12 protein-coding genes are annotated in these 15,394 nt (G+C 61.9%); 5 read left to right on the forward strand and 7 right to left on the reverse strand.

The annotated features are described in order from the left end of the window. Window positions 1–270: 270 nt before the first annotated feature. The 5 genes from AQZ49_RS18040 to phhA all read right to left on the reverse strand — a co-directional run bounded on the left by AQZ49_RS18040 (window position 271) and on the right by phhA (window position 10,375). Window positions 271–1,956: a trimethylamine N-oxide permease gene (locus tag AQZ49_RS18040; RefSeq protein WP_082701896.1), complete on the reverse strand. Its 1,686-nt coding sequence runs from the start codon at window positions 1,954–1,956 to the stop codon at window positions 271–273. A gap of 14 nt (window positions 1,957–1,970) precedes the next feature. Continuing rightward, window positions 1,971–3,638 (reverse strand): choline dehydrogenase, encoded by a 1,668-nt coding sequence (gene betA, locus AQZ49_RS18045; protein WP_067619022.1) that lies wholly within the window; start codon window positions 3,636–3,638, stop codon window positions 1,971–1,973. A 421-nt stretch (window positions 3,639–4,059) separates the two neighbouring features. Beyond that, the gene (locus AQZ49_RS18050) at window positions 4,060–6,525 is read right to left on the reverse strand and encodes a TonB-dependent receptor (RefSeq protein ID WP_082701897.1); all 2,466 of its coding nucleotides are present in this window, start codon (window positions 6,523–6,525) and stop codon (window positions 4,060–4,062) included. A gap of 173 nt (window positions 6,526–6,698) precedes the next feature. Next, complete coding sequence (locus AQZ49_RS18055) at window positions 6,699–9,383, reverse strand: TonB-dependent receptor (RefSeq protein WP_067619027.1); 2,685 nt, start codon at window positions 9,381–9,383, stop codon at window positions 6,699–6,701. Window positions 9,384–9,526: 143 nt separating this feature from the next. After that, the gene (phhA, locus tag AQZ49_RS18060; protein ID WP_067619030.1) at window positions 9,527–10,375 is read right to left on the reverse strand and encodes a phenylalanine 4-monooxygenase; all 849 of its coding nucleotides are present in this window, start codon (window positions 10,373–10,375) and stop codon (window positions 9,527–9,529) included. Window positions 10,376–10,490: 115 nt separating this feature from the next. On the opposite strand from phhA, the gene AQZ49_RS18065 reads away from it, so the two are divergent. Then, a complete protein-coding gene (locus AQZ49_RS18065; protein WP_156428387.1) occupies window positions 10,491–10,967 on the forward strand; it encodes an Lrp/AsnC family transcriptional regulator in 477 nt (158 codons plus the stop codon). Here the strand turns inward: AQZ49_RS18065 and AQZ49_RS18070 are convergent. Then, window positions 10,958–11,434, reverse strand: coding sequence for an Lrp/AsnC family transcriptional regulator (locus AQZ49_RS18070; protein WP_067619035.1), 477 nt, complete (start codon window positions 11,432–11,434; stop codon window positions 10,958–10,960). The two genes, AQZ49_RS18065 and AQZ49_RS18070, sit on opposite strands and share 10 nt — an antisense overlap. Window positions 11,435–11,571: 137 nt before the next feature. Here AQZ49_RS18070 and hppD point away from each other — a divergent pair, with 137 nt between their 5' ends. Genes hppD through maiA form a run of 4 tightly spaced genes read left to right on the forward strand, consistent with a single transcriptional unit; the run spans window position 11,572 to window position 15,114 of the window. Further along, window positions 11,572–12,657: a 4-hydroxyphenylpyruvate dioxygenase gene (hppD, locus tag AQZ49_RS18075; protein ID WP_067619039.1), complete on the forward strand. Its 1,086-nt coding sequence runs from the start codon at window positions 11,572–11,574 to the stop codon at window positions 12,655–12,657. Next, entirely contained in the window at window positions 12,657–13,199 is a 543-nt protein-coding gene (locus tag AQZ49_RS18080) for a VOC family protein (protein WP_067619133.1), read from the forward strand. The genes hppD and AQZ49_RS18080 overlap by 1 nt, the downstream gene beginning before the upstream one ends. Next, window positions 13,196–14,482: a fumarylacetoacetase gene (fahA, locus tag AQZ49_RS18085; protein WP_067619042.1), complete on the forward strand. Its 1,287-nt coding sequence runs from the start codon at window positions 13,196–13,198 to the stop codon at window positions 14,480–14,482. Before AQZ49_RS18080 ends, fahA begins: the two co-directional genes overlap by 4 nt. Further along, on the forward strand, window positions 14,479–15,114 hold the full coding sequence (gene maiA / locus AQZ49_RS18090; RefSeq protein WP_369819152.1) for a maleylacetoacetate isomerase: 636 nt from the start codon (window positions 14,479–14,481) through the stop codon (window positions 15,112–15,114). Before fahA ends, maiA begins: the two co-directional genes overlap by 4 nt. Before the next feature lie 30 nt (window positions 15,115–15,144). Here the strand turns inward: maiA and AQZ49_RS18095 are convergent, their stop codons facing one another. Continuing rightward, window positions 15,145–15,393 carry a hypothetical protein gene (locus tag AQZ49_RS18095; RefSeq protein WP_067619044.1) on the reverse strand — a complete coding sequence of 83 codons (249 nt, stop codon included), beginning with the start codon at window positions 15,391–15,393 and terminating at the stop codon, window positions 15,145–15,147. Between the last annotated feature and the right edge of the window lies 1 nt (window position 15,394).

Here is a 15,394-nt window from a genome sequence, read left to right on the forward strand (position 1 = left end):
CCCGCCGCATGGCAGAGCACCAGACATCCCGTTCCCTCATCGTCCGGCTATCGCGACAAACCCTGCGATTCCAGTGGTGAACCGCCTGTGCGCCCACCCCACAGGCTTGTCAAAGCGCACCAAAGGTCAAGCCCGAACCGACTTTCCTCGAGTTCAAGTATAAATTTCAAAAAATCAGAAACTTACCTTAGAAGGGTGGTTATCACCACAGCGTGTGAGCTGCCACTTTGGACATAGTCTGTGATCGAACAGCCACAGTCCTTGGGCGGGTCAGACAAGCCGTGCCAGCAAATGCGCGGTCACGATCACCCCCGCACACGCCGCCAGCGCAACCCACGGCAACAGACCGGCGGTGCGAGTCATCCGCCCGCGCGCATCGCGGGCATAATCATCGACCAGCGCATGCGGAAACACGCCCTTGTCCTGCACATAGTGGCGAAAGGCAAACACCGGCAGGATCAGCAACAGCGCGATCAACCCATTGCGCAAGGTACCCGCCCCCCACACATCGGCGCCCGCCCCCATGAAAGCCATGTTGATAAACCCGAACACGCAGCCCATCGTCAACAGCCAGGTCGGGGCGCGAAACGGCCGCTCGCGCTCGGGCCGGTCGATCCGGTGAATCCACCCGGCCTGCAGATTGAGGAAATTGAACGCCAGATAACAGACGTTGCTGATCATCAGCACCGCGAAATAGTCCGACGCCATCAGCAGCACCAGGTTGAACACCAGATCGGTCCACATCGCGGCGGTCGGCGCGCCGTGGCTGTTCACGCGGCTGAGATATTTGGGCAGCCAGCCATCGACCGACGCCTGATAGAGCGTGCGCGACGATCCCATCATCGATGTCATGACGATCAGCAGCAGCGACAGGATCAGCATGGCGATGAACAAGTTGGCCACCAGAATGCCGATATGGCTGGTGGCGACAATGCCAAAACCCTTGACCACGATCCCGGCCAGCGCCTGCGCCACGCCCGATCCGTCATAGATTGCCGGGGTGAGCATCCCTTGCAGGCCAAGCGAACCCTGGAACGCCAGCGGCACCAGCGTGAAGATCAGGATGCACAGCAGGCCCGAGGCAATGATCGCGCGCGGCGTATCGCGCGCCGGGTTGCGGAATTCGCGCGTATAGCACACCGCTGTTTCAAACCCGTAGGTCGACCAGCCGGCGCCAAACATCGCGCCCATCAGCAGTGTCAGGCCAAACCCGTCCCAACGCCCGAAATGCGATCCGCCCGCCGCATCGCGCACCATCGGCAGCAGCGGAAACAGGTGGTCGCGCGGCAAGTCTCCGGTGATCAGCGGCACCAGCCCGACCAGGATCAACGGCGCAAGGCAGGCCACCGCCAGAATTTTCTGAAAATAGGCCGCGCGCGCCGCACCGTGGTGTTGCAAGGCAAAAGTCAGCAACAGGAACGCGGTGGCAATCAGCGACACCGCGTTGATCCGCAAGGTCAGCCCGGCGCGCACAAAACCCAGATCAAGCAACGGGATCTGCCAGTGATTGACCGCCGCATCGGGTGCAAACAGCGCCGCCATGATATAGCCCGCGCCCAGACTGGTGCCCAGCGTCAGCACCGGCGACCACGCCAGCCAGTTGGCCCACACCGACACCGGCGCGACGAATTTGCTGTAGGGCAGCCAGGCCGCGGCGCCATAGACCGAAGCCCCGCCCGACTTGTGCGGATAGAGCCCGGCAATCTCGGCATAGACGAAGCTTTGCACAAACCCCATCAGGATCGAGGCGATCCACACCACCCAGCTCGGCTGGCCAATCGTGGCGGCAATCCCGCCCATCGTCAGCAGCACGCCCGCCGGCACCCCCGACGAAGCCCAGAACGCGCCCTTCCAGTCGAGTTCGCGGTGCAATTCGCCAGTGCCCACATCCCCATGCGGCGGGTGGAGAATGTCCCCCGGCAGGGCCTGCGCGATATCGATATCCTCGCCAATCATGTGTTGTGGTTTTCCTAGCGCTGGCGGGTTTCCCAATCGGGATGGACAAAATAAGGCTCGTTCGACGGCGGCAGCATCGGGCGGCCCATGATATGGTCAGCCCCCTTTTCGCCGATCATGATGCTGGGCGCATTCAGATTGCCCGTGGTAACCGAAGGCATCACCGAACTGTCGACAATGCGCAAGCCTTCGACGCCGATCACGCGCAATTCGGGATCGACCACCGCCATGGGATCATCGGTCCGGCCTATCCGGCAGGTGCATGACGGGTGCAATGCGCTTTCGACATTGTTGGCGATGAATGCATCGATCGCCTCATCGGTCACGCAATCGGCGCCCGGCTGGATTTCGCGCCCGCGATAGGGCGCAAACGCCGGTTGCTGGAAAATCTCGCGAGTCAGCCGCACGCAGGCGCGCATTTCCGCCCAGTCATCGGGATGGCTCATGTAATTGAAACGGATCACCGGCTTGTCATGCGGATCGGCGCTGCGCAGCGTGACGGTGCCCCGGCTTTTGGACCGCATCGGGCCGACATGGGCCTGAAACCCGTGTTCGGTGGCCAGCGACGATCCATCGTAATTGATCGCCATCGGAAAGAAATGGTATTGGATGTCGGGATATTTGATCCCGGCGCGGCTGCGGATGAAGCCGCAGCTTTCGAAATGGTTCGTCGCGCCAGGCCCGGTGCGGCGCAGCAGCCATTCCGCCCCGACCATTGCCTTGCCCAGCAGATTGGCCTTGCCAAACAACGTGATCGGCTGGGTGCAGGCCATCTGGAAATAGAATTCGAGGTGATCCTGCAAGTTGGCGCCGACCCCGGGCCGATCGGCCAGCACGGCAATGCCGTGTTCGGCCAGTTCGGCCGCGGGGCCGATCCCCGACAGTTTGAGCAATTGCACCGAATTGATCGGCCCGCCCGACAGGATCACTTCGCGGCCCGCGCGCGCCACGTGCCGCCGTCCGCCGTGTTCGTATTCGATGCCCACCGCACGCGTGCCTTCGAACACGATGCGCGTGGCCAGCGCGTGCTGGATCACCGTCAGATTGGGGCGCTTGACCGCATCATAGAGATAGGCCTTGGCCGACGAACAGCGTTCGCCATCGCGCACGGTCATGTCCATGCGACCGAACCCTTCCTGGCGGAACCCGTTGTAATCCTCGGTCAATTCATATCCCGCCTCGACCGCGGCGTCCTGCCAGGCCTGGTGCAGTGGATTGTCGAGCGTGCCATATGTCGTCGACAGCGGGCCATCGCCGCCGCGATAGGCATTGCCGCCCTCCTTGCGCGTTTCCGACCGCTTGAAATAGGGCAGCACTTGCGCATAACCCCAGCCGCGCGCGCCCTCTTCTTCCCACCGTTCGAAATCGAGCGGATTGCCGCGCACATAGACCAGCCCGTTGATCGACGATGATCCGCCCAGTCCTTTGCCGCGCGGGCAATGCAATTGCCGGTTGTTGAGATGCGGTTCGGGCTCGCTTTCGTAGTGCCAGTTCCACCGCTTGGTGTTCATCGGATAGGCGAGCGCAGCCGGCATCTGGATATAGATCGACCGGTCCGACCCGCCGAATTCGAGCAGCAGCACGCGGGTCTTGCCGTCTTCGGTCAGGCGATTGGCCAGCACGCACCCCGCGCTGCCCGCGCCCACCACGATATAGTCATACTGCGGTTCATCAGATGGCATCGTGTCAATCCGGGATTATGGTGATCGCAACATCGTGCCATATTCTGCGCCGCCATCAAGGCCGACGGAATTTCCGCAGTCACGCGGCGCACCTGAAATTAGATCATCCTTTTCAATGTCTTGATAGATATTTTTCAATCCATTTTCCGAATTATAGACATTAGAATATCTGATTTCGTTTGGAGCGACGACCGAAGCGCCGAACCGCGCCGTTTTCAATCCTCCCCGGCACGGCGAGGGGGACCGCCCGAAGGGTGGTGGAGCGGGTTTTCGGCTTGGTAAGACCTTGAAAATACGCGAAACATGCCCGATGGCGCATCCCACCACCGCCGGACTGCGCAATCCGGCGGTGCCCCTCCACCACGCTTCGCGTGGTCCCCCTCCCCGTGCCGGGGAGGATTTACAGGCGACGCCGCCGGGATCAGTACCGCGCGCTCAGTTTCAGGCCGAATTGCTGCGGCTTGATCGGATAGTTGCGCGCATAGGCGCCGCAGATCGACGGGACGCAGATCGAATTGATGCTGATGATCCCGCGTTCGTCGGTCAGGTTCTGGATGAACGCCTCGATCGTATAGCGGCTGAATTTGGCCCCCGCGCTCAGATCGAGCGTCGAGAATGCCGCCGTATCGGGCAGGAACGGTTGCCCGGTGTTGTGATCGATCAGCAGGTACGAGCTGGAGCTGGACTGGTGGCTGCCGGTCAACTGCAGCCAGGCCTTGGCGCTGGCGACATCGAAATCATACCGCACGGTCAGGTTGCCCTTGAACCGCGGCTGGATCGGCAGATGCGTGCCGACCGGGGCGCAATCCTGCGACCCGTCCGAATTGTAGTTGCAGAACTGGGTCTTGAGCTGGGCATCGATATAGGTGCCCGAACCCGACAGGGTGATCGGCAACAGGCGCAAGGTGAAGTTGCCCTCGATCCCCTTGATCTGCGATTCGCCGACATTGTACGTCGCGACAACCCCGTCATCGCCCTGCGGTGCCAGCCCGAACTGCATGTTGTGCCAGTTTTCGAGGAACGCCGCGCCATCGATGGTCAGCTTGCGGCCAAACCACTGCGTCTTTGCGCCGACTTCAAAGTTGTCGAGCTTGTCCGCACCGTATGGCGCCACCCCGGGCAGGCGGTTGGTGCCGCCCGGACGGAACCCGGTCGAGTAGGTAAAATAGACCATCTTGTCGGGCTGGACCTTCCAGCTCAGGTTCACCTTGTGCGTCTCGCCATTCTGCTTGATCGTGCGGTTGAACAATTCGCACGGCGCGGTCGCCCCGGTGCCGAGCAGACATTTCGAACCTGGTGAAACCTGCGTGCTGTCGTCGGTCACCGCGCCCGCCAGGCCGGAAAAGCCCGACAGCGAATTGCGGGTGATGAAATAGCGGATGCCCGCATCGAGTGTCAGATTGCCGGTCAGATCATACGAACCATCGGCGAATGCGGCATAGTCACGATCGACGCGATAGACCCGCGTGCAATAGATATCATCGCCGCAGGTCGGCACCGAGGCCGCATCGGCATTGCCGTTGGCCGCGATCACCGATCCCGTTCCGGAAATCGCCGTCGGTTCGCCCGACAGGCCGGGGATGGTGTAATCCGCCAGAATCTTGTCGGTCTGGCGCTCGACAAACAGCCCGCCGGTCACATGCCAGGCCAGGCCCGCCGGCGACGACACCCGCAATTCATTGTTGAACTTTGAATAGATGTCCTTGCCGGTATAGTTCTGCGTCGGGTTGAGGTTGTTGCCCTTGCCATCGAAGAACGTGGCATATTGCGGCGACACGGCATCATAGGCGACGGTATAGGCCGAATAGTCCTGCACGACTTTGGCGGTGCGCGCGAAATAGCCGCCCGCATAAGTCACGTCCCAGGTGCCGATCTTGCCCTTGATGGTCAGCGCGGCCTGGACCCATTCGTCGCTGCCATATTCGGGCGTGTAGTCCTGCACTTGCAGATCGCCGACGCTGGGGTCGTAGAGATAGGTGCCGTGGCTGTTCTGGTGCTGGTAGACCACCGAAGGTTCCAGATACCAGTCGCCAAGCTGAATGCCGATCGCGGCACGGCCCCCGGCGGTTTCGGTGTCGTTGAAATTCTTCTTCACATATTGCGCGTTGGACACCGGCCCATACGTGGCAGGATTGCCGTTCTGGTCGAGCACCTGATACGTGCGCGTGCCGGGCACATTGCTGATATAGCCGCCATCGCGTTCATAGAACGCCGATGCGCGCAAGGCCACGCCCGCGGCCAGCGGCACGTTGACAAAGCCCTCGACCGTTCCGCCCGACGAATTGCTGCCCTTGCCATAGGTCGTGCCGGTCACGTCGAAACCGGCTTCGAGTTTGTCGGCGTTGGGCTTCTTTGTGATCAGACGCAGCGTACCCGACAGCGACGACGATCCGAACAGCGTGCCTTGCGGCCCTGACAACGCCTCGACCCGTTCCATGTCATAGATATGCAGGTCGGGCGCGCCGCCGATCGTGGTCAGCGGGATTTCATCGAGATAGAGCGCGCTGGTCGGCTGCGGCCCCGAATGGCTGCCATTGGCGTCCGACCCGCTCGACACGCCACGGAAATAGATCTGCGACTGGCCAGGGCCGAACGACTGAAAGCTGACACTGGGCAACAGCTTGGCATAGTCGTCAAAGCTGGAAATCTGGTTTTCTTCCAGTTTCTTGGAATTGAACGCCTCGATCGAGATCGGCACGTCCTGCAGATATTGCGCACGCTTTTGCGCGGTCACCACGATTTCCGGGCTGGCATCGGTGGCGGTGGCGGCACTGGCCGCAGGGGCCTGACCATCGGCGGCAAATGCCTGCGTCCCGGCCAGCATCGATCCGCCCAACAGTGCCGAAACCAGCGCCGCCCGACCGACCCCACGTGCGTTCAACCTCATGTCAATTCCCTTTGAAATCTTTTTTGCTGCGCCGGACGCTGCACCAGCGCGCGTGCGCATGCAAGACTGGCAGGTCGAAAGATCACAGAGTGATGCATGAAATCAACGTTCTTGACCAACGTGCAACCCGATCCACCCGTGCCTCAACACGGGCGGATCGGGGGTCTGCCGGTTCAGAACTTGACCGACGCGGTCCAGAAAAACGCGCGGGCCTGGCTGGGCACGACCGGATAGATCGCCTGCGGATTGTATTGCGCCTGGGTCAGACCCTGACGGTTGAGGCTGGCCAGAAACCCGGTCAACGACCACGACATGATCCCGACCGAATTGAACACGTTGTTGGCGTTGAACTGCACTTTGATCTTGTCGGTCACGTTCCACGCCGCGCCCAGATTGACGGTGGCAAAGCCGGGCAGATAGAACGCATCGTCGGCATTGGCCGCGCGCTTGCCCAGATAGTCGAGATCGCCGAACAGCTTGACCTTGGGCGCGACGGACCAGTCAAACCCGCTGCGCAAAATGATCTTGGGGTTGTTGTCGGCATCGCCGCTGGGGATCAGCGACTTGGTATCGTCCGATCCGTTGCCGCTGGGCCCTTGCGTCCAGGTGTAGAACTTGCTCGCCCGGGGGTTTTGCAGCGTCAGGTTGCCATGCACGTTGAAGGTCGGGGTGATCCTGACGGCGGCGGCGACTTCGATGCCATACGTGCGGATCTGCCCGTCAAACGCCGGTTCGGTATAGTTCTGTCCGATCTGCGCGCCCGAGGTATAAGTGAAGATCGTCGGCACATTGACGTTCTGCAACAACGAATAGAACGGGAAGAATTGCAGGCTGACCCCGCTGGCGAAATACTTGATGCCAAGTTCGACTTGTTCGATCTTTTGCGGAGAGGGAAAACCGGTGGCAATCTGGCCCGGCGTGTTGATGCTTTCGATGCCGCCAAAGTCCGGCGCCTTGCGCCCGCTGGAAAAGCGGATGTAGGTCGAAAGGTTGCTGCTGACATCATAATCGGCGGCCAGCGAGTAGTTGAAATAACTGAAATCGCGCCTGGTTTCATAGACCGGGCCAACCGAGGAGACCGCGTTGTCATACAGCGTCAGCGGGTTGCCATCGACCCCACCGGACGCATTGAATTGCGGAACCGCGTTGAACGGGCTGGAATTCCACGACTGGTTGCTGATGTCGTAATCGACCGCTTCCCAGCGCCCCCCGGCTTCGAGCGACAGCTTGTCGGAGATTTTCCAGCTATCGCCAAAGAACACCGAATATTGCCGCTGGGTGCCCCAATAGCTGTCCTGCTCTGGTGCGCCATATGTGCCGAACCCGGTCGGATCGGTCACCTGATAGACACTGCTGCTGCCGGTTGGCGTATAGGTCACGCGCAACATCTGCGGTTGCGGTTGCAGGGTCATCAGGCCGATGCCGGGTTCGCCGCTGTTATCGAGATTGAGCTTGGTCAACCCGATGAACCCACCGAGCGCAAGGTGATGATTGCCCAGCTCGCCGGTCAGCGTGAACTGGTCTTCAAATTCGTTGGTATAGACATTCTGCGTATCAGAGGCGCCGACATAGACGCCGGGCGCGCCGCCAAAGCCGCTGTTGGCGACAATCCCCTGATTGGGCAGATTGTTGGTCGCTGTGGTCAGGCTGCCCGGCCCGTTGCCGGTGACGTTCATCGATGCCGCCAGCGCACCGGTCTGCACGTTGTAATAATTCAGCGTGCCGGGGCTGAGAAATGCTGTTCCCAGCAGGATATTGACGATCGGATCGTTGATCGACACCACCGACAGCACCGCGCCGGTGTTCCAGTCAGACTGGTTGTGCGAATAGCGCAGCTTGTTGTCGATATGGAACCCGCTGCCCAGATCCTGTTTCCACGTCAACCCGAACGCGTAAGAGCGGTTGTGCACCAGATTGGTGGGGTTCCAGCAGGTCGAACCGCCATAGACCGAGGCCCCGCAATGCGCCGCGCTGGCCGGTTGCAGATCCGACGAGACATTGGAAAATCCCGGCGCGATCTTCGTGCCGCCGAGCGCAGGCGTGAATTCGTTCCAGTCGTTGGCATCGTTCAAGTATTTTGCGGTCAATTCCAGCGAACCATTGCCATATTCATAGAGCAGGTTGGCCTTGACCTGGCCGCCCTTGTCCAGCGCATAGCCCGCATCATGCGTGCCATCATCGGTGCGCAAAAAGCCGCCGATCGAATAATAGAGGTCGGGCGCAAGTTGCCCGCCGGCATAGAGATCGGTACGGTACAACGGCAGCTTGCCATTGCCCTGCAAACCGAACTTGACGTCCATTTCCACGCCCGGATCGGATTTTCCGGTCTTGGAAATATAGTTGAAGATGCCCCCCGGCGCGTTGGGCCCGGTGATCGCCGCAGTGCCCCCGCGCAAACCTTCCAGTCGGCTCAACGTGATGTCGGACCGCAGGTAATAGTCGGGGCCATAGTTGCTTGAGGTGACCAGATCGACCGGCAGGCCATCTTCCTGCAACGAAACATAGTAATAACCCGTCGCACCATCGAGCGAGTTGGCCGAAATCCCGCGCGAAAAGACGATGTTGCGAATTTCACCCAGCGCCGAATTGACGAATACGCCGGGAATGTTCTTGAGCAGATCGGCAGACGACACCGCGCTCTGTTCCGACAATTCCTTGGACGTGACGACGTTGATCGAAATCGGTGCCGCCTCGATCCGCTTGGCGCTGAACACGCCGGTAACGACGATTTCGGCCTGAGCCTGGGCATTCTTGTCGGTTGCGTTGGCATCGGCGGCTTGCGCCAGCGCGGTGCCACTCGTGCCCGCCAGCAACAACGCCGACACGCCAAGGCCGAGCCCGATCGTGGGTTTCCTCATCGTTTTCTCCAGACATCCTCGTGTGGTCCGGATGTGCCCCCGGAACACAAACGGCGTAACATGATCATATCTGGTGATCAATATAGATTTATTTAGACACCGATCGATACATAATGATCATATATGATCATATCCGCCTGAGTTTAGCGCTGAACGCGCGCCTGGGTGCCGTGGGTATGGACGCGATCTTCGGGCAAGACTGCCGCGGCATCCAGATCATCGGTCACGGCCAGTTCGGCATAGATTGGGCCGAAATCGGTGTTCAATGTCGCATCGAGCAGACTTTCAAAGCTGTCGATCACGAAATAGCTCTGCTGAAAATCATCGATGCGGTACCGGGTGCGCATCACCCGGCGCAGATCAAAACCGAGGCGGTTGGGTGATGGATCATCGAGCGCAAACAGCGATTCGCTGTGCGACGAAACGATGCCCGCGCCAAACAGTTGCAGGCCCTCACCGCCCCTGATCAGCCCGAATTCGACCGTATACCAGTAGAGCCGCGCCAGATTGGTCAACGCGCCCAGCCCGCCCGCGCGTTGCCCGCCCTGGCCATAGGCCTGCATGTAATCGGCAAACACCGGGTTCGCCAGCAGGGGCACATGGCCGAACACATCGTGGAACACGTCGGGTTCCTGCAGATAGTCGAGCTGGTCGGGGCGGCGGATGAAATTGCCCGCGACAAAACGACGGTTGGCCAGATGGTCGAAAAACACATCATCGGGCACCAGCCCCGGTACCGCGACCACTTGCCAGCCGGTGCGCCGCATCAGCCGTTCGGACAGCGCCTCGAAATCGGGAATTCCGGGCTCTGCCAGGCGCAGGAAATCGAGCCCGTCGAGAAATTCGGGTGCGACCCGGCCCGGTAACAGGCGCGCCTGGCGGTCGAACAGATGATCCCAGGTGGCGTGGTCGCGCGCGGAATAGGCCGCGTGGTTCTGCGGCACTGTCCAGTCAACGGCGGCCCCGGCAGGGCGCTGCGCGTGTACGGCCATGGCATTTCTCCCGTCATTATCGCGCAAACTATACCAGAAAGGGATGATCACCGGATTCCAGATTTCGCCAATTGTGTGGCTTGAGCGAAATCGATGATCGTCATATGCGTAAATGATGGAACAGATCGATCATATCGACGCGATAGACCGAAAAATCCTGTCGGTCCTGCAACAACGCGGCGACATCAGCCATGCCGACCTGGCCGAACTGGTCGGCGCCTCGACCGCATCGTGCTGGCGGCGGATCAAGGCGCTGGAGGCGGCGGGCATACTGGTGCGCACGGTGCGGCTGATCGACCCCGCGCGCGTCGGATTGGGCGTCAACGTGATGTGTTCGCTGCGCATCCGCAGCCATGCGCATGACAGCCGCTCTGCGTTCGAGGCATTTGTCGACACGCGCGGCGAAATCGTCGAATGCTTTTCGATGTCGGGCGAATGGGACTATCTGTTGCGCGTGGTGGTGTCCGATGTTGCGGCCTACAACCGGTTTCTGATGCAGGTGCTGTTGGCCCATCCGGCGGTGGCGCAGGCCTCATCCCATTTCGCGCTGGCGATGACCAAATATACGACGGCGCTGCCCGTTCAGCTCTGACCCGCGAAAGTCAGCGGCAGGCTGGAGGTGCTTTTCACGTCCTGCAGGATGATGCTGGTGCGCGCGGTGGCGACCTCCGGGGCCGCGAGCAGGTGCCGGGTCAGCAGGTCGTTGAGCGAGGCCAGATCGCGCGTCGCCACTTTCAGGATCATGTCGGGCGATCCGGTCAGCAACTGGCATTCCAGCACTTCGGCCATTTCGCACAGCCGCGCGCGGAATTGCGCGGCGCGTTGCGGATCGTGGCTGGTCATCGTCAGCATGACATAGGCACTGATGCCGATGCCCAATTGTGCCGCGTCGAGCACCGCGCGCACCGCGCGGATATGGCCAGAGGCGCGCAATTGCTGCATCCGGCGCGAACATTGCGAAGGCGACAGATTGACCAGCGCGCTGATATCACCCGGACCCATGTCGCCGTGGTCCTGCAACGCGGCCAGGATGCGCAAATCAAAGCGGTCAAGCAGCATGCACGAATTATGCATGATTGCCGTCAAACGCGCAACACGATTGCATCATGACCCGAAATTCGCCCAATTTCGCACGCCATTTGCACCCGGTCTGCCGTATCATCGCACCATAACAGTTATCCGGGAACGAGGACGCCATGACCGATCTGTTCGACAATCCGCTTGGCCTCGACGGGTTTGAATTCGTCGAATTTTCAGCGCCCGAGCCGGGCATGCTCGAACCGGTGTTTGCGCGGATGGGCTTTACCCATATCGCCAACCACCGCGCCAAACGCGTGCAACTGTGGCGCCAGGGCGGGATCAACCTGATCGCCAATTACGAACCGAAAAGCCCCGCCGCCTATTTCGCCGCCGAACACGGGCCTTCGGCCTGTGGCATGGGCTGGCGTGTGCGCGATGCGGCCAGGGCCTATGCGCTGGCACTGGAACGCGGGGCCGAACCGGTCGATGTGCAGACCGGCCCGATGGAACTGCGGCTACCCGCGATCCGGGGGATCGGCGGTTCGATCATCTATCTGATCGACCGCTATGGCGACGATCTGTCGATCTATGACATCGATTTCACCTATCTGCCCGGTGTCGACCGGCGCCCGGTGGGCGCCGGGTTTCACACCATCGATCACCTGACCCACAACGTCTATGGCGGGCGCATGGCGCATTGGGCGGGTTTCTACGAGCGCGTGTTCGGGTTTCGCGAGATCCGCTATTTCGACATCAAGGGTGAATATACCGGGCTGACCAGCCGCGCGATGACTGCGCCCGATGGCAAGATCCGCATCCCGCTCAACGAAGAGGCACGCCAGGGCGGCGGCCAGATCGAGGAATTCCTGCGCGCCTACAACGGCGAAGGCATCCAGCATATCGCGTTTGCCTGCGACGATCTGATCACCGGGTGGGACACGCTGAAAGACCTCGGCACGCCGTTCATGAGCGCGCCCCCTGCTACGTATTACGAAATGCTCGAAGAGCGCCTGCCTGGCCATGGCGAACCGGTGGCGGAATTGCAGCGGCGCGGCATCCTGCTCGACGGATCGACCGAAGCGGGCGATCCGCGCCTGTTGCTGCAGATCTTTTCGGAAACCCAGATCGGCCCGGTGTTTTTCGAATTCATCCAGCGCAAGCGCGACGAAGGGTTTGGCGAAGGCAATTTCACTGCGCTGTTCCAGAGCATGGAGCGCGACCAGATGCGCCGTGGCGCGCTGCATGTCGAAGGGGTGGCATGATGACCGCGCCCACGCTTACCCGCATCCACCATGTCGCCTATCGCTGTCGCGATGCGGCCGAAACTGTCGCCTGGTATCAGCGCATGCTCGGCATGGCCTACACCACCGCCTTTGCCGAAGACCATGTGCCATCGACCGGCGAATTTGATCCCTACATGCATGTCTTTCTCGATGCGGGCGGCGGCAATGTGCTGGCGTTTTTCGAATTGCCCAACCAGCCCGAGATGGGCCGCGACCCCAACACCCCGGCCTGGGTGCAGCATATCGCGTTCGAAGTGGCGGATGAGCCCGCGCTGATCGCGGCCAAGGCGCACCTGCAGGCGCAAGGGATCGATGTGCTGGGGCCGACCTATCACGGCATTTTCAAATCGATCTATTTCTTCGACCCCAATGGCCACCGGCTGGAGCTGGCGTGCAACATCGGCACGGCGGCGCAAAATGCCGAACTGCGCGATCTGGCCCCGCGCATGCTCGACGAATGGAGCCAGACCAAACGCGCCCCGCGCCACGCCGCCTGGCTGCACACGGAGCCGCAGGCGTGATCGACCACACCCACGCGCCGGCCGCGCGCAGTTGGGTCGATGGCGCCGATGGCCATCGCGACTTTCCGGTGCAGAACCTGCCGCTGGGGGTGTTTGCGCTGACTGATGGCCAGCCTCGCATAGGCAGCGCGATCGGCGACCAGGTGCTCGATCTGACCGGGCTGGCAGAGCATTTGCCCGGCGCGGTGCGCGACGCGCTGGCCCAGCCCACGCTCAATGCGCTGTTTGCCCTGCCCGCCGCCGACCGGCGCGCGCTGCGCCATGCGCTGTTTGCGCTGTTGACCAGCGACGGCATGCGGCTGCGCGTGCTGCCGTTCCTGCACCCCGCCGATGCCTGCACGTTGCACCTGCCGTTCCGCATTGGTGATTACACCGATTTCTATGTCGGTATTCACCATGCCACCGCGATCGGCCGGCTGTTCCGGCCCGACAATCCACTGTTGCCCAATTATCGCCATGTGCCGATCGGCTATCACGGGCGCGCCTCGTCGGTGCGGATCAGCGATGTGCCGGTTGTCCGCCCGCATGGCCAGATCAAGGCGCCCGACACCGACAACCCGATCTATACCCCGTGCCGCAGGCTCGATTACGAGCTGGAACTCGGCCTGTGGATTGCGGGCGACAACGCGCCGGGCGAGACGGTGCCGATTGCCGGGGCGTGGGATCGCATCGGCGGGCTGTGCCTGCTCAATGACTGGTCGGCGCGCGATATCCAGGCCTGGGAATATCAGCCGCTCGGGCCGTTTCTGGCCAAGAATTTTGCCACCACCGTGTCGCCCTGGGTGATCACCAGCGATGCGCTGGCGCCGTTCCGCGTGGCCCAACCGCCCCGCGCGGCGGATGATCCGGCCCCTCTGCCCTATTTGTACGACGCCGACGATCAACACCATGGCGCGCTGGCGCTGACACTGGAGGCCACGCTGTCGACCGCAGCGATGCGCGCCAACGGCGTGCCGCCGCACCGGCTGAGCCGGGGCCACGCCACCGAGGCGATGTATTGGACCGCCGCGCAGATCGTTGCGCACCACGGTTCGGGCGGGTGCGATCTGCATGCGGGCGATCTGATCGGCACCGGCACGCTGTCGGGCGCCGATCCGTCGGCAGCGGGCAGCCTGATGGAACTGTCGCACGGCGGCAAAGCGCCGATCATGCTGCCCAATGGCGAAACACGCGCCTTTCTCGAAGATGGCGATGAAGTGGGCCTGAGTGCGCGCGCCACCCGCGACGGCTATCGCAGCATCGGTTTTGGGGCCTGTCGCGGCATAATCGCGGGCGCGCGGTGATCACGCTGCATGGCTATTGGCGCTCGGGCGCGAGTTGGCGGGTGCGCATCGCGCTCAATCTGAAAGCGCGCGAATACCGCGATGTCGCGCATGACTTGCGCCGGGGCGAACAGGCCGATGCCGCCTATTGCGCAATCAACCCGCAAGCCATGGTGCCCGCGCTGATCGTTGATGACGCGGTGCTCACCCAGTCACTGGCGATGCTCGAATGGCTGGAAGAGCGCTATCCCGATCCGCCGCTGCTACCCGCCGATCCGACCGCCCGAGCCCATGTGCGCGGCATCGCGCTGACCGTGGCCTGCGACTTGCATCCGCTGGGAAACCTGCGTGTGCTTAACAGTTTGCGCCAGGACCTTGGTGCGGATGAAGACCAAGTCCGCGCCTGGATTGCCCGCTGGGCGGCGCCCGGCTTTGCCGCCATCGAAACGTTGATCGCGCGTCATGGCGGCCGTTTCGCCTATGGTGATACGCCGACGATCGCCGATTGCTGCCTGATCCCGCAAATCTATGCCGCGCGCCGGTTTGGCGTCGATCTGAAGGATTTTCCGCGCATCCGCGCCATCGACGCCCACTGCGCACATCTGCCCGCATTCGAACGCGCCCACCCGGCCAACCAGCCCGACGCGGATTGATCCTCCCCGTGCCGGGGAGGATCAGGCGTGCTAGTTCAGGCTTTCGCGCTCGGCCTGCATGCGCACAACCAGCGCCTCGATCTCGTCGGGGTTAAGGATCCAGGTGCGCGTCTTGCGACCCGCGCGCGCCACGGGCTGGGTCAACAGGATGCGCGCCTGTTCGCGGGCAAACGGCTTGAACAGCGCAAAATGCATCACGCAATCGCGGATGGTGCCGATGATCGGCGTCTTGCCGTCGAGATCGATCATCGTCGCGGGTTGATCCCAGGGTATCGTCATC

Source organism: Novosphingobium sp. FSW06-99 (assembly GCF_001519065.1).
Classification (GTDB): domain Bacteria; phylum Pseudomonadota; class Alphaproteobacteria; order Sphingomonadales; family Sphingomonadaceae; genus Novosphingobium.

Bases quoted from the DNA above. Each gene is read 5' to 3' on its own strand.
- AQZ49_RS18040 (WP_082701896.1), bottom strand. From the start codon at position 1,956: ATGATTGGCGAGGATATCGATATCGCGCAGGCCCTGCCGGGGGACATT.
- betA (WP_067619022.1), bottom strand. From the start codon at position 3,638: ATGCCATCTGATGAACCGCAGTATGACTATATCGTGGTGGGCGCGGGC.
- AQZ49_RS18050 (WP_082701897.1), bottom strand. From the start codon at position 6,525: ATGAGGTTGAACGCACGTGGGGTCGGTCGGGCGGCGCTGGTTTCGGCA.
- AQZ49_RS18055 (WP_067619027.1), bottom strand. From the start codon at position 9,383: ATGAGGAAACCCACGATCGGGCTCGGCCTTGGCGTGTCGGCGTTGTTG.
- phhA (WP_067619030.1), bottom strand. From the start codon at position 10,375: ATGGCCGTACACGCGCAGCGCCCTGCCGGGGCCGCCGTTGACTGGACA.
- AQZ49_RS18065 (WP_156428387.1), top strand. From the start codon at position 10,491: ATGGAACAGATCGATCATATCGACGCGATAGACCGAAAAATCCTGTCG.
- AQZ49_RS18070 (WP_067619035.1), bottom strand. From the start codon at position 11,434: ATGCTGCTTGACCGCTTTGATTTGCGCATCCTGGCCGCGTTGCAGGAC.
- hppD (WP_067619039.1), top strand. From the start codon at position 11,572: ATGACCGATCTGTTCGACAATCCGCTTGGCCTCGACGGGTTTGAATTC.
- AQZ49_RS18080 (WP_067619133.1), top strand. From the start codon at position 12,657: ATGACCGCGCCCACGCTTACCCGCATCCACCATGTCGCCTATCGCTGT.
- AQZ49_RS18095 (WP_067619044.1), bottom strand. From the start codon at position 15,393: ATGACGATACCCTGGGATCAACCCGCGACGATGATCGATCTCGACGGC.